The following is a 12,515-nucleotide window of genomic DNA, read 5'->3' as shown; positions in this document are numbered from 1 at the left end:
CTCTACGTCGGAGCGTCGGGGAGGGTCTTCAGCGACCGGGTGACGAGCTCGAGCGCCTCATCCGTGGCGATCCCGAGTTTGGTAATGCGGGCCGCGTAGGCGGTTGCCGCCTCCTGGGCGTGGCGGTGCGCGGCGTCGCCGTTTGCCGCGACAAAGGACCCCATGCGACCTCGGGTCTCGATCAGGTCATCTCGCTCCAGTTCCCGGTAGGCGCGGGCGACGGTGTTCGTGGCCACTCCAAGGTTTGTCGCGAGGGCACGCACCGTGGGAAGTCGGGCCCCCGGGGTCATCCGGCCGGTTCGGACCGCCTCCATGATCTGGGCGCGAATCTGCTCGAACGGTGGCGCTGCCGCTTCGGGATCTATGGTGACGAAAGACTCTGGCACGGCGTCTCCTTGGGCGTATTTGACTTATGCGTGCCGGGAACGTGCTGAACGTGGCACGGACTGCTGCTGTGTTGGACATTGTCGCAAGTTCTGGGCATTGTGGCAAGCCATAGACGTGACGGGTGCTGGCGTTCATTCTCGGTAGAGTCGGCCTATGAACCTTGCGAGCGGCCTCTCCGAGCAGCTCGCCGGGCTGCTGCCGACGGTGCTCGGCGTGGCGGCCTTGTTGGGCATCGTGTGGCTGGTGCTGCGCGGATACCGCACGCAGCATCCGCTCGCGCCACCGTTGGCCCTGCTGCGTGGGGCGGTGCAGCTGGCCGCCATCAGCCTCGTCCTGAGCGGAATCATCAACGACCCGGTCTGGGTGGGCGTTGGGCTCTTCGTGATGTTCGCGGCAGCCGTCGGCACCGTGGCGCGGCGGATCGGCATGAGCAGATCGCACCTGCTCTCGGTCGCGGCCGCCATGGCGCTCGGTGTGGGAGTAACGCTCGGTATTGTCTTCGCCGTGGGGGCGATAGATTTTTCGCCGCGCTACGTGCTGGCGATCGGCGGCATTGTCATTGGCAACGCCATGTCGATCGCGACGCTCACTGGGCGTCGGTTCGGTGAGGCCGTGGAGGACCACTGGGACGAGGTCGAGGGCTGGCTCGCCCTCGGAGCGACACCGCGGCAGGCGGTGCGGGACCTCGCGGGCCGCGCGGTGTACTTCGCGATGATCCCGTCGACGGACCAAACCAAGACAACGGGACTCGTGACGCTGCCCGGCGCGTTCGTCGGGGCGATCTTCGGCGGCGCGTCACCGCTTGAGGCCGGACGCTTTCAAATCGTTGTGCTCGCCAGCATCCTCTGCGCCGGCTCGATCGCGGGTGTGTTGCTGATGCGCCTGATCTCGCCGGTGCGCCAGAAACCCGCCGCAACACTCATTTGATCGGGCCGGTCGTAAGCCGCTATTCGACCACGAGTCCTTCATCCGGGCACATGAATACTGTGGAGATTCGCGCGCCCGTGAAGCTGAACGTCAGGATCTGAGTGTCGGCCGACCGGGCTATGAGACCGTCGGTGGGGAAATACGAGCCGTAGGCGTGTGCACGGTAGTTGTCGATCGTCGTGGCGGGAAGCGCGAACTCCCACGGGAGTGCCGCACTGGCGAGCCGCTGATCCATGTCAGTCACGACGTCTGCGGGCGCGAGAGGGCCGATGCCACCGGACCCGCACAAGATCACAGTCGTCGGATCGGCCAAGTACGGGGTGAGGGCCGCGGTGTCACGGCTGGAAACGGCGACCGAAATGGCGGCGCGGTCCTCGTCGGAGATCGTGGGGGCGACCGGCGCCGGCGGAGTCGAGGACGGTGGCGGAGGAGCCGAGGAGGGCGCCGGAGGCGTCGTAGCCGTGGCGCTCGGCGGCGCTAGAGGCTGGTCGACGCAACCGGTCAAGCTGACCGTCAGGATCACGATTGCGATAGCCGACGTGATTGCAGCTTTCATCGTTGCTCCCCGGGAAAATCCCACCGAATTCACAATTATTCAATGAAACTACCACCCTTACCCGACGTCGGGGCGTGTGGTTGAAGTGGCCTAGTCGGCGGCGCGGTGGATGAGCCGGGAGAGCACGATAGCACTGCGGGTATGGTCCACGTTCGGGGCGAGTCGCACCTTTTCCAGCGCGACCTCCAGTGAGGGGATGTCCCGCGCGCGAATGTGCACCATCGCATCGGCGCTGCCCGTGATCGTTCCGGCGTCAACCACTTCCGGCACGCCGGAGAGGATACGAAGCAGGTCTTCCGGGGCCACGGTGCCGCGACAGAACAGCTCCACGTAGGCCTCGGTGCTCATGCCGTCGACGGCCGGGTCCACTTGGATTGTAAAACCACGAATAACCCGGTCAGCGACGAGACGATCCACACGACGTTTCACAGCGGATGCCGACAGGCCGATAACCGAGCCGATGTCGCCGTATCCCGCCCGCGCGTTCTGACGGAGCAGGTCGAGAATGCTGCGATCGAGATTGTCCATAACGCCAGTGTAGGTGTGGCCAAGGAATTATTGCGTGAGAGCCGGGATCCACGCTGATTTCGTGCGCGCTTCGGCGTGCACGGTCGATTCAAGCTGTGTGAGACTGGATGTGGCGTCCCGCGTGCGATCAATTCGATTGTGCCGGGCTCTCGTGAGCGACCTGGTCCGCCATTCACCCCACGCTCCGCAGGCTTGCCGCGCGGTTCGTATAAGAGGAGTCAGATCACGCCATGACCATCAACACCGACACCGACACCGACACCGACACCGACACCACCATTGTCCCCGAGGCACCCGTTCGCACGCCGGTCAAGCGCACCGTGCTCATGTGCAAGCCGGAATTCTTCACCGTGGTCTACCGCATCAACCCGTGGATGGACCCCGCGCTGCCCACCAATACCTCGCTCGCCGTTGCGCAGTGGCAGACGCTCCACGACACGTACGTGGGCCTGGGCTTCGACGTGCACCTCATCGACCCGATCGACGGACTTCCCGACATGGTCTACGCCGCCAACGGCGGCTTCGTCATCGACAACCAGGCCTACGGCGCCAAGTTCACCCACGTGCAGCGTCAGCCGGAAGGCCCCGCATACATGGATTGGTTCGGCGCCAACGGTTTCGATGTGCGCGAACCCGTCGAGACCAACGAGGGCGAAGGCGACTTCCTCCTCGTGGGCGATGTGATTCTGGCGGGAACCGGCTTTCGCAGCGACTCGAACAGCCACGCTGAGGTCGCTGCCATTGCCGGACGCCCGGTCATCACACTCAACCTCATCAACCCGAGCTTTTACCACCTCGACACGGCCATTGCCGTGCTCGACGATACGAACATCGCCTACCTGCCGAGCGCGTTCGACGAGCCGAGCCTCGTCATCCTGCGTGAACGCTACCCGGATGCGGTCATTGTGACCGAAGAGGACGCGGCCATTCTCGGCCTCAACTCCTACTCCGACGGCTATAACGTGGTCATCGCCGCGCGCGCCAAGGATTTCGAGCGCCAGCTGCGCGCCCGCGGCTACAACCCGATCGGCGTCGACCTCTCCGAGCTGCTGCTCGGCGGCGGCGGCGTCAAGTGCTGCACACTCGAGCTGCGCCGCTAACCGCAACCGAACGACGAGTGAGGACCCGATGACGACCGTGACACCCCCGAACGCCGTGACGCCGGCCCACGCCGGGATGGTCCCGATCAACGCCGCCGACGACGCCTCCCTCGCACCGATCGCGCTCGAGGCGGAGCACGCCGCGCACAACTATCACCCGCTCGAGGTGGTCGTCGCCTCTGGTGATGGCGCGTGGGTGACCGACGTCAACGGTGGCCGCTACCTGGACTGCCTCGCGGCTTACTCCGCCGTGAACTTCGGTCACTCGAATCCCGTGTTGCTCGATGCCGCCCGGGCACAGCTCGGTCGCATCACGCTCACGAGTCGTGCGTTCTACAACGATCAGCTGGGCCCCTTTGTCACCGCGCTCGCCGAGCTGTGTGGCAAAGGAATGGTGCTCCCCATGAACACGGGCGCTGAGGCGGTCGAATCCGCTATCAAGGTGGCCAGGGCGTGGGGCTACCGGGTGAAGGGCGTCGCCGCGGACCAGGCCAACATCATCGTGGCGGCCGGCAACTTCCACGGCCGCACAACCACGATCGTGAGCTTCTCCGACGATGAATCGGCACGCAGCGGTTTCGGCCCGTTCACCCCGGGCTTCCGCATCGTCCCCTTCGGCGATGTTGCCGCCCTCGAAGCGGCCATTGACGAGAACACGGTCGCGGTATTGATTGAGCCGATCCAGGGTGAGGCCGGGATCGTCGTACCGCCGGCGGAATACCTGCCGGGCGTGCGTGAGGTCACCACACGTCGCAATGTTCTGTTCATCGCGGATGAGATCCAGTCCGGCCTCGGCCGCACCGGAGCGACGTTTGCCTGCGACCTCGTGGGCGTCGTGCCCGACCTCTACCTGCTCGGCAAGGCGCTCGGCGGCGGCATCGTTCCCGTCTCCGCCGTGGTCGGCAACGTCGATGTGCTCGGGGTGCTCCGGCCCGGCGAGCACGGCTCAACCTTCGGCGGCAACCCCCTCGCCGCCGCCGTGGGGCTCGCGGTCGTGAAGATGCTGGCGACCGGCGAATACCAGGAACGTGCCCGCTCGCTCGGAGAGCGCCTGCACGCCGGGCTCACCGCACTCGTGGGACACGGCGTCGTCGAGGTGCGCGGCGCCGGGCTCTGGGCCGGTATCGATATCGACCCGGACCTCGCACCGGGCCGCGAGGTCTGTGAGAAGCTCCTCGCTCGCGGAGTCCTGGCCAAGGACACGCACGGGTCGACCATCCGACTCGCTCCACCCCTTGTGGTTTCCGCGAATGATGTGGACTGGGCGGTTGAGCAGGTCGCCGCGGTCCTCGAGGAGCTCCGCGCCCGGTAGGTCCGCGAACAGCGCCCGGCTGAACGGTATCCTCGGACTTTTTTCGCGACCGGCCGCATCCACCGGTCACAAATACAGTGTTTCGTGATTTTCTCCGAGGTTGCGTTCGTGCCCCGTGCGCAACCTTGGGACTTGTCGCGTCGCGAGTCGGGGGCGGCCCCGTAGGCTACTCGCATGTACACTGACCTGCCCGAAGCCGACCTGCGCCGCTATGTCAGCGCGCAGGCCGACCCCGCCGATTTCGACGCGTTCTGGGCCGAGACTCTCGCCGAGACGGCCTCCCACGACCTCAACGTCACGGTGACACCGGTCGACGCCGGCCTCGGGACCCTTGACGTGTTCGACGTGACGTTTGGCGGGTTCGCTGGAACGCCGATCAAGGCGTGGCTGCGGGTGCCCGCCGGTGCCACCAGGCCGTTGCCGACCGTCGTGCAGTTCCACGGGTACGGACGCGGACGCGGGCAGGCCTTCGAGAACCTGCTCTGGGCATCCGCCGGATTCGCGCACTTCGACATGGACCTTCGCGGGCAGGGCTGGGGCGGCAGCACGAGCGACACCCCCGACGAAGCCGGCAGCGGGCCTCAGGCTCCCGGCTTTCTGACCCGCGGCATCGGGTCGAAGGACACCTACTACTACCGCAGGTTGTACGCGGATGCCGTGCGTGCGGTCGAGGCGGCCCGCAGCCTCGACCTCGTGGATGCGGCGCGCGTGGGTGTGATGGGCACGAGCCAGGGTGGCGGCCTCGCGCTCGCCGTGGCCGGGCTCGTTCCCGATGTGGCGGCCGTTGTGGCCCGGGTTCCCTTTCTTTGCGACTTCGCACGCGCCTCGGTGATCACCGACGCGCACCCGTACCGGGAACTCGCCGACTACCTCTCCACGAATCGGCTGAGCGTGTCCCGGGCGCACGACACTCTCTCGTACTTCGACGGCGTCAATTTCGCCAAGCGCGCCACCGCGCCGGTGACCATGACCGCGGCCCTGATGGACCCGATCTGCCCGCCGTCGACCGTATTCGCGGCCTACAACAACTACGCCGGACCGAAAAAGATCACGGTGTGGCCGTACAACGGGCACGAAGGCGGACTATGGGAGGACGACGCGCTGGCCCTTCGGACATTCCGGAAGCACCTCGGTTAGTTGTACCCCGCGGGAGCGGCGTCAGGAGCGTGAGGCGGGTGCGGCCTCCGCGGCGGCGACGGCGGGTGCCGCGACGGGCATCAGCCGGGCGAGCTGCGTGACATGCCCGGGGTTCAACTCCTCAAGCGCGTTCACCCCGAGCAGACGCATGGTGCGGGTGATCTGTTCGGAGAGGATCTGGATCGTGCGGTCGACCCCGGCCTCACCACCGGCCATGAGGCCGTAAAGGTACGCCCGACCGATCATTGTGAAGCGGGCGCCGAGGGCGACGGATGCCACGATGTCGGCACCCGACATGATGCCGGTGTCGAGATGTACCTCGGTGTGTGCGCCCACCTCGCGCGCGACCTGCGGCAGCAGGTGGAACGGGATCGGCGCCCGGTCGAGCTGGCGGCCGCCGTGGTTGGACAGCGTGATGCCGTCGACGCCGAGGTCCACGAGCCGCTTGGCGTCTTCGAGGGTCTGCACGCCCTTGACGACGATCTTGCCGGGCCACTGCGCCTTGATCCAGGCGAGGTCCTCGAAGGTGACGCTGGGATCGAACATCGAGTCGATCAGTTCGGCGACGGTCCCGCTGGAACGGTCGAGGCTCGCGAAGGAGAGCGGTTCGGTCGTGAGGAAGTTGATCCACCACGCCGGCCGGGGCAGAGCGTTGGCGACCGTGCCCAGGGTGAGTGCGGGCGGAATCGAGAACCCGTTGCGCTTGTCGCGCAGCCGGGCCCCGGCCACGGGCACGTCGACCGTCACGAGCAGGGTGTCGTACCCGGCCTTCGCGGCGCGTTCGACGAGGGCCATGGAACGATCCCGGTCCTTCCACATGTACAGCTGGAACCAGTTGCGTCCGTCCGGGTTCGCGGCCCTGACGTCCTCGATCGAGGACGTTCCCATCGTCGACAGCGCGAAGGGGATTCCGGCCCGCCCGGCCGCGTGGGCGCCGGCAATCTCGCCCTCGGTCTGCATCATGCGCGTGAACCCGGTGGGGGCGATGCCGAACGGCTGTGCCACGGGGGCGCCGAGCACGTCCCACCCGGTGGAGACGTCCGACACGTCCCGCAGAATCGACGGGCTGAACTCGATGTCTTCGAAGGCCTGCCGGGCCCGCCCGAGCGAGAGCTCGGCCTCCGCGGCGCCGTCGGTGTAGTCGAAGGCGGCCCTCGGGGTGCGCTTCTTGGCGATGGTGCGCAGGTCATGAATGGTGAGCGCGGCGTCGAGTCGGCGCATTGTGGCATTGAGTTCCGGGGTCTTGAACTGCATGAGCGGGGCGAGGTCTTTGATCCTGGGGATGCGTCGTTGAACCATGGCAGAAGTTCCGTTCCGGGGTTAGGGCGTGGGGGGCGAGTGAAGCGGGGGTGCGGTCAGGTGCGTTTCGGCGTAGTAGCCGGAGATATGGGATTCAACGGCCAGGCGGGCGCCGTTCGCATCGCCGGCGCGAACGGCGGCCAGGATCTGGCGGTGCTCCCGACCGAGGCGAGCGGATGTCTCCGCCCAACTGGTGAGACCGGCGATACCCGCCCGCGCGTAGCCTTCGATGGCGCTGCGCAGCCCGGCCATGGTGGCGGTGACCACCTGGTTGCCGGCGGCTTCGGCGAGCGAGAGATGGAACTGGGCATCAAGGGCGAGGAATTCGGCCTCGGTGAGCGTCGGCTGATCCATGGCGTCGAGCAACAGTTCCGACGTGGCGAGATCGGGGGCCTGCTGTCGTGCGGCGTGAGCAAGTTCGGTGGCGACGGCACCCTCGAGGATGAGCCGGGTTTTCACCACATGGGCGACCGGGAATCCCTGCGCGGCCACCTGCAGGCGCATGAGCGCCGACATGCCGCCACCCGGCAGTGCCACGATGATGGCGCCCGCCGACGGCCCCGATCCCACGTTCGTGCGAATCAGGCCGAGAACCTCGAGCACCCGCACGGCCTCGCGCACACTCGAACGCCCCACCCCGAGCGCTGCCGCGAGGGCGCGTTCCGGCGGCAGGTGGTCACCGGGGCCGAGGCGGCCGCTCAGCAGGTCGAGCTCGATGCTCTGCAGCACGAGTTCCCAGGCGCGTGGTGCGGCGGTGTCCGTAGGGGCGTCGGTCACGGGGCTGCTCCTTCGCGGTCTCGGGCTCTGTGGTCTGACCACAGGCTACATGACTACGGCCGGGCTGTCGAGGGCCGCGCGCAGAGAGCGGATGCCCGGGGGTGCACCCCCGGGCATCCGCTCTCATCCCGCCGAACGGCTACCGCAGCGCGTACGCCGTGGGCAGCTTCAGGCCATGCTCCGCCATGACCCCGCGCAACGCGGTGGGGTAATCGGTGATGAGGCCGTCGACGCCCATGTCCATCAGGGCGTTGATGTCGCTCGTGGCGTTGACCGTCCAGGGGATCACCGGGAGGCCGAGTTCGTGGGCGTCGGCCACCATCTGCGGGGTGACCGACGCGAATCTGGGCGAAATCACGTCGTAGCCCTGGGCCGAGGCCGCCTGGGCGAGGGAACCGCCGAAGTCGTCGATGTCGATGCCGCCGAGGTTGACGCTCGCGCCCGGTTCGCCCACGCCCATCCACTCGTCGCCGCTGGAGAGCGCCACGAGCGGAAGCTCGGGGGCGATCTCTTTCGTGAGGTTGAGCGAGGCCCAGTCGAAGCTCTGCACGGTGCTGCGGCCGGCCATGCCGCCGGCCTCGATCTCGCCGACGACGGCACGAGTGAGCGCGTCCATCTCGGAGGCACCGGTCGGGCCGGCCACCTCGACCTTGGTCTCAATGTTCAGCTGCACCTTTTTGGCCTTGTGTTCGTCGAGCAGGTCGAAGACATCCGTGAGCAGCGCGATGCGGGTGCCGGGGATGTTGGCCTGTTCCGGGAAGCCCGGCAGCTGCTGGTAGCCGCAGTCCATGGTCTGCACCTGGGCGAGACTGAGGTCTCGCACCCGGTCATCGGCGTAGGGAAACAGCGGATCGCCCGCAAATGCGGGAGCGGTGTCGGCGCACTTGCTCGCCGTCATCACATCGTCGTGCCACACCACCACCCGGTCGTCGCGGGTGAGGTGCGTATCGAGCTCGAGGGTCGAGACGCCGAGTTCGAGCGAGTGGGCGAATGCCGTGATCGACTCCTCTGACCACTGGCCGCGGCCACCCCGGTGCGCCTGCAGGTCGAAGGAACCGTTTCGTTCGTTGGCCTGCAGGGGGGTGGTCGGGTTCTCGGCGGGGGCGGCCATGGCGGGAGCGGCCGTGGCGACCGCTCCCACTGAGAGGGCCGCGACAACCGTGAGGGTGAGGATTGTGCGCATTGCGAAGTCCTTCGATTGCCGTTCGGGCCGTGGGACATGCCCGTGCGGCCACGTTAAGAATCGAAGATGACGGGTGTACGTCGGCGACCGGTCTGCGGAGTGAACGATGGGGGCGGATCTCGCTCCGTCGACGGAGCGCGGCCGGTGGTGCACGTGGTGTTGGAGCATTACTGCTTGCCGAGCCGCGGGAAGCCGCCCGGATACGATCCGCGCCGGCTGCCAGGGGAGTGACGCCCGCAGGCCTCGGCCAACGCTAGAGTTCACACCACCGCGTCATCCGGTGTCCAGTCCCAGGGAGAATCATGAGCGAGTCACCGCAGTTGATCAACCTCACCCTCCCCGCCGGGCCCGGTGGCAGCGCCGGACTCAAGGCCGTACTCGCCATTCCCTCCGGCAAGGGGCCATGGCCGGGCGTGGTTCTCGTGCACGAGGCCTTCGGTCTCACCGACGTGATGCGCCGCCAGGCGACCCGCATGGCTGCGGCCGGGTACCTCGCGCTCATGCCCGATCTCTTCACCGAGGGCGGCGCGCGCAAGTGCCTCATCGCCACGTTTCGGGCGCTGTCGGCCGGAACGGGCCGTGCCTTCGTCGACATCGAGTCGGCTCGCGAGTTTCTGGCCGGTCGGCCCGACTGCACCGGCCGCATCGGGGTGCTCGGCTTCTGCATGGGCGGTGGGTTCGCCCTTGCGACGGCCACGCGAGGCTTCGACGTGGCATCTGTGAATTACGGCCGGCTGCCGGCCGAGCTGCATGAGCACCTGCTCGGTGCGTGCCCGATCGTGGGAAGCTACGGTGGGGCCGACCGGTCGCTGCCGGGAGCGGCGACGAAGCTCGGCGTCGCGCTCGCCCGGCAGGGGATCGCGCACGACGTGAAGGAGTATCCCGGCGCCGGTCACAGCTTTCTGAACGACGCCGACACGGGGCCGAGTGTGCTGCGCCCGGTGTTCAAGCGCATCCTGGGCGCGGGGCCCGACCCCGAGGCCGCCGCCGACGCCTGGCGGCGAATCGAGGCCTTCTTCGGCGAGCACCTGGCCGAGCGCCGGGCTCGGCCCCGCCGGCCGGAATGACCGGCGGGTGGCTCCGTGCGCTCCCGGTCGGGCATTAGCTGCGCAGTACGACGTTCAGGGGGGCGTCGCCACGCTGCATCCGCTCAATTTGCCCGCGGATGAGCCGAACCATGCGTGGGCGCATGGCCGAGGACGCACCGCCGACGTGGGGTGACACGAGCACGTTGGGCAGCGCAAAGAGCGGATGTGCGTGCGGTAGCGGCTCCGGATCCGTCACGTCGAGGGCGAGGCGCAGGCGTCCGCTGCTCGCGTGGGCGAGCAGGGCGTCGGTATCGGCGACCTGGCCGCGCGCGATGTTGACCAGCAGGGCGCCGTCGCGCATGAGCGTGAGGAAGGCGTCGTCGACGAGGTGCGTCGTTGACTCGCTCAGCGGCACGCCGATGACCACAATGTCCGCCTGCGGCAGCAGGGTGGGGAGCGCGTCCATGGCATGGATCTGGCCATGCGCATCACTGCGCGCGGTGCGTGCGACCCGTACGACCGTGGTCTCGAAGGCGAGCAGTCGCGCCTCGATCGCGGCGCCGACGCCGCCGTAACCCACGAGCAGCACGGTGCGATCGGCGAGGCTCGCGTGGAAGGCGGGCGCCCACTCACCCTGCTCTGCGGCGCGCACGAAATCGGGGATGCCGCGCTGGGACGCGAGAATGAGCGCAAGGGTGAGCTCGGCCGTGGACGTCTCGTGCACGGTGGCCGCGTTGGCGTACACCTGGCCGTCGGGAAGCAAACGGTCTATGCCGTCATAGCCGATCGACTGGCTCTGCACGAGCCGGGTTTCGACGCCCGCGAGGTGCGCGATGCGGTTCGAGGCTCCCATGTACGGCGTCACCACCATGTCGATATCAGGCACGGGAGCCGGGCCCTCCATGGGCCAGTCGATGAACTCCACCCCGTCCATGGGGCCAAGGGCCACGCGGAGGTCGGACTCGGGAAGGCTCACGCGCAGGGGAAGGAGGCTCATCGGTCAACCCTAGACGCCGCAGCGCCCGCCGTCCCGCGCGACGCCCGCGGGGTGGTCCTGCGACTTTGGCGCGTGCTGACGGCGACGCCGGCGAACACGATCACGCCGCCGATCAGCTGCGGCGCGGTGAGCTGCGCCCCGAGACTCACGGCGATGATCACGGTGAAGACGGTGATCAGGTTGAGAAACACACCGGCTCGGCCCGGCGGGATTGTCTTCAGCGCCGAATTCCACAACACGTACGAGCCGATCGAAGGGAAGATGGCGATGAAGATCACGGCCCAGCCGACCCGGGCATCCGCCGGCCAGCTCACCCCGCCGAGTAGCGCCACGGGGGTGAGGAGCACGACGACGAAGGTGCCCTGCAGTGCCGTGGCCGTGATGGGCGGCACCGGGAGTCCGCGGCCTGCGATCGCGTAGAGGCTCCACACGACGACGGCGGCCATCATCAGCAGGTCGCCCGTGTTGGGCGATCGGGTGAACACGGAGGCGAGGGCGCCGTCCGTGATGATCAGCACGACTCCGAACAGGCCGAGCATGAGGCCGGCGACTCCGCGCCAGCCGATGCGTTCCCGGAGCAGCAGTGCGGCGAGCACGACCATCACGGCGGGATTCGCCGCATTGATGAGGGAGGCGGACTGCGGCGTCGTGTACTGCAGGGCGGTGTAGAGCAGCAGGTTGTAGCCGCCGATGCCGAGTGCGCTGAGCAGCAGAAGGCGGGGCCAGTGGCGGAGTGCCTGCCGCCAGGACGGCTTTTCGACGATCTGGGCGAGGATCAGCAACGGCACAGCGGCGAGTAACCAGCGCAGCCAGGTGAGGTCCAGCGGTGACAGGGTCTGCACCGCGATGCTGCCCACGATGTAGTTGCCCGCCCACATGAGTGTGGCCAGAACCAGTGCGATCTTCGCCTTCACGCGGGGCACGCCCCGCGGATCGAGCGGCAGAGCCGAACCCCGCCCGGACGTGGCTTGACGAGGGAGGCGGGCCGGTCGTGGCGGGCTGGTTTGGAGTGAATCATCGTGTCCCTGGAGCGTTGTGAACGGTTGCCTCGACCCTAGCCCGCGTGTCGGGTGGATGTAGATTGCGCCCCTGAGCCGTGCAGCAGCACCTTAGGGTCGATGTACGGCCCAAGCGACGCAGGCGTCGAACGGCGGGCCGTTGAACACAGCAACGTGTTCGACGCACCGGAAAGAAAGCCAGGCCAGTGTCAGAACCTGACGGCACACCTGCACCCGAGCAGCCCCACATCCGAGAAGAGATCCCATGAATTCCAATGTCGACCTG

14 protein-coding genes are annotated in these 12,515 nt (G+C 67.7%); 6 read left to right on the top strand and 8 right to left on the bottom strand.

Features of this window, described 5'->3' with window-relative positions:
* Nucleotides 1-2: 2 nt before the first annotated feature.
* Nucleotides 3-386 (bottom strand): GntR family transcriptional regulator, encoded by a 384-nt coding sequence (locus AC1MB9_RS14275; protein ID WP_479962591.1) that lies wholly within the window; start codon nucleotides 384-386, stop codon nucleotides 3-5.
* 154 nt (nucleotides 387-540) lie between these two features.
* On the opposite strand from AC1MB9_RS14275, the gene AC1MB9_RS14270 reads away from it, so the two are divergent.
* Nucleotides 541-1,314 (top strand): ABC transporter permease, encoded by a 774-nt coding sequence (locus AC1MB9_RS14270; protein ID WP_479962590.1) that lies wholly within the window; start codon nucleotides 541-543, stop codon nucleotides 1,312-1,314.
* Between the two features lie 19 nt (nucleotides 1,315-1,333).
* On the opposite strand, the gene AC1MB9_RS14265 is transcribed toward AC1MB9_RS14270, so the two are convergent.
* Nucleotides 1,334-1,558, bottom strand: coding sequence for a hypothetical protein (locus AC1MB9_RS14265; RefSeq protein WP_479962589.1), 225 nt, complete (start codon nucleotides 1,556-1,558; stop codon nucleotides 1,334-1,336).
* Between the two features lie 25 nt (nucleotides 1,559-1,583).
* On the opposite strand from AC1MB9_RS14265, the gene AC1MB9_RS14260 reads away from it, so the two are divergent.
* Complete coding sequence (locus AC1MB9_RS14260) at nucleotides 1,584-1,916, top strand: hypothetical protein (protein WP_479962588.1); 333 nt, start codon at nucleotides 1,584-1,586, stop codon at nucleotides 1,914-1,916.
* Nucleotides 1,917-1,960: 44 nt separating this feature from the next.
* Here the strand turns inward: AC1MB9_RS14260 and AC1MB9_RS14255 are convergent, their stop codons facing one another.
* Nucleotides 1,961-2,398: an Lrp/AsnC family transcriptional regulator gene (locus tag AC1MB9_RS14255; protein WP_479962587.1), complete on the bottom strand. Its 438-nt coding sequence runs from the start codon at nucleotides 2,396-2,398 to the stop codon at nucleotides 1,961-1,963.
* A gap of 230 nt (nucleotides 2,399-2,628) precedes the next feature.
* On the opposite strand from AC1MB9_RS14255, the gene ddaH reads away from it, so the two are divergent.
* From ddaH to AC1MB9_RS14240, 3 genes are all read left to right on the top strand, one after another.
* Complete coding sequence (ddaH, locus tag AC1MB9_RS14250) at nucleotides 2,629-3,498, top strand: dimethylargininase (RefSeq protein WP_479962586.1); 870 nt, start codon at nucleotides 2,629-2,631, stop codon at nucleotides 3,496-3,498.
* Between the two features lie 76 nt (nucleotides 3,499-3,574).
* On the top strand, nucleotides 3,575-4,810 hold the full coding sequence (gene rocD / locus AC1MB9_RS14245; RefSeq protein WP_479964658.1) for an ornithine--oxo-acid transaminase: 1,236 nt from the start codon (nucleotides 3,575-3,577) through the stop codon (nucleotides 4,808-4,810).
* 174 nt (nucleotides 4,811-4,984) lie between these two features.
* Nucleotides 4,985-5,947 carry an acetylxylan esterase gene (locus AC1MB9_RS14240; RefSeq protein WP_479962585.1) on the top strand — a complete coding sequence of 321 codons (963 nt, stop codon included), beginning with the start codon at nucleotides 4,985-4,987 and terminating at the stop codon, nucleotides 5,945-5,947.
* 21 nt (nucleotides 5,948-5,968) lie between these two features.
* On the opposite strand, the gene AC1MB9_RS14235 is transcribed toward AC1MB9_RS14240, so the two are convergent.
* The 3 genes from AC1MB9_RS14235 to AC1MB9_RS14225 all read right to left on the bottom strand — a co-directional run bounded on the left by AC1MB9_RS14235 (nucleotide 5,969) and on the right by AC1MB9_RS14225 (nucleotide 9,206).
* Nucleotides 5,969-7,246, bottom strand: a complete 1,278-nt coding sequence (locus AC1MB9_RS14235; RefSeq protein WP_479962584.1) for an alpha-hydroxy acid oxidase — start codon at nucleotides 7,244-7,246, stop codon at nucleotides 5,969-5,971.
* A 21-nt stretch (nucleotides 7,247-7,267) separates the two neighbouring features.
* On the bottom strand, nucleotides 7,268-8,023 hold the full coding sequence (locus tag AC1MB9_RS14230; protein ID WP_479962583.1) for a FadR/GntR family transcriptional regulator: 756 nt from the start codon (nucleotides 8,021-8,023) through the stop codon (nucleotides 7,268-7,270).
* A 139-nt stretch (nucleotides 8,024-8,162) separates the two neighbouring features.
* Nucleotides 8,163-9,206: a glycerophosphodiester phosphodiesterase family protein gene (locus tag AC1MB9_RS14225; RefSeq protein ID WP_479962582.1), complete on the bottom strand. Its 1,044-nt coding sequence runs from the start codon at nucleotides 9,204-9,206 to the stop codon at nucleotides 8,163-8,165.
* Nucleotides 9,207-9,508: 302 nt separating this feature from the next.
* Here AC1MB9_RS14225 and AC1MB9_RS14220 point away from each other — a divergent pair, with 302 nt between their 5' ends.
* Nucleotides 9,509-10,273 carry a dienelactone hydrolase family protein gene (locus tag AC1MB9_RS14220; RefSeq protein WP_479962581.1) on the top strand — a complete coding sequence of 255 codons (765 nt, stop codon included), beginning with the start codon at nucleotides 9,509-9,511 and terminating at the stop codon, nucleotides 10,271-10,273.
* A 34-nt stretch (nucleotides 10,274-10,307) separates the two neighbouring features.
* On the opposite strand, the gene AC1MB9_RS14215 is transcribed toward AC1MB9_RS14220, so the two are convergent.
* Both AC1MB9_RS14215 and AC1MB9_RS14210 read right to left on the bottom strand, forming a co-directional pair.
* Nucleotides 10,308-11,231 carry a 2-hydroxyacid dehydrogenase gene (locus tag AC1MB9_RS14215; RefSeq protein ID WP_479962580.1) on the bottom strand — a complete coding sequence of 308 codons (924 nt, stop codon included), beginning with the start codon at nucleotides 11,229-11,231 and terminating at the stop codon, nucleotides 10,308-10,310.
* Nucleotides 11,228-12,145, bottom strand: coding sequence for a DMT family transporter (locus AC1MB9_RS14210; protein ID WP_479962579.1), 918 nt, complete (start codon nucleotides 12,143-12,145; stop codon nucleotides 11,228-11,230). Before AC1MB9_RS14210 ends, AC1MB9_RS14215 begins: the two co-directional genes overlap by 4 nt.
* Between the last annotated feature and the right edge of the window lie 370 nt (nucleotides 12,146-12,515).

The organism is Cryobacterium sp. AP27 (assembly GCF_056680495.1).
Note: the sequence above shows the minus strand (reverse complement) of the source record. Positions and strands in the feature narration are given on the sequence as shown.

What these genes read in the sequence shown, in the direction of transcription:
- AC1MB9_RS14225 (WP_479962582.1), bottom strand. Translation starts at nt 9,206, where the DNA reads ATGCGCACAATCCTCACCCTCACGGTTGTCGCGGCCCTCTCAGTGGGA.
- AC1MB9_RS14270 (WP_479962590.1), top strand. Translation starts at nt 541, where the DNA reads ATGAACCTTGCGAGCGGCCTCTCCGAGCAGCTCGCCGGGCTGCTGCCG.
- AC1MB9_RS14215 (WP_479962580.1), bottom strand. Translation starts at nt 11,231, where the DNA reads ATGAGCCTCCTTCCCCTGCGCGTGAGCCTTCCCGAGTCCGACCTCCGC.
- AC1MB9_RS14240 (WP_479962585.1), top strand. Translation starts at nt 4,985, where the DNA reads ATGTACACTGACCTGCCCGAAGCCGACCTGCGCCGCTATGTCAGCGCG.
- rocD (WP_479964658.1), top strand. Translation starts at nt 3,575, where the DNA reads ATGGTCCCGATCAACGCCGCCGACGACGCCTCCCTCGCACCGATCGCG.
- AC1MB9_RS14260 (WP_479962588.1), top strand. Translation starts at nt 1,584, where the DNA reads ATGCCACCGGACCCGCACAAGATCACAGTCGTCGGATCGGCCAAGTAC.
- AC1MB9_RS14255 (WP_479962587.1), bottom strand. Translation starts at nt 2,398, where the DNA reads ATGGACAATCTCGATCGCAGCATTCTCGACCTGCTCCGTCAGAACGCG.
- AC1MB9_RS14235 (WP_479962584.1), bottom strand. Translation starts at nt 7,246, where the DNA reads ATGGTTCAACGACGCATCCCCAGGATCAAAGACCTCGCCCCGCTCATG.
- ddaH (WP_479962586.1), top strand. Translation starts at nt 2,629, where the DNA reads ATGACCATCAACACCGACACCGACACCGACACCGACACCGACACCACC.
- AC1MB9_RS14220 (WP_479962581.1), top strand. Translation starts at nt 9,509, where the DNA reads ATGAGCGAGTCACCGCAGTTGATCAACCTCACCCTCCCCGCCGGGCCC.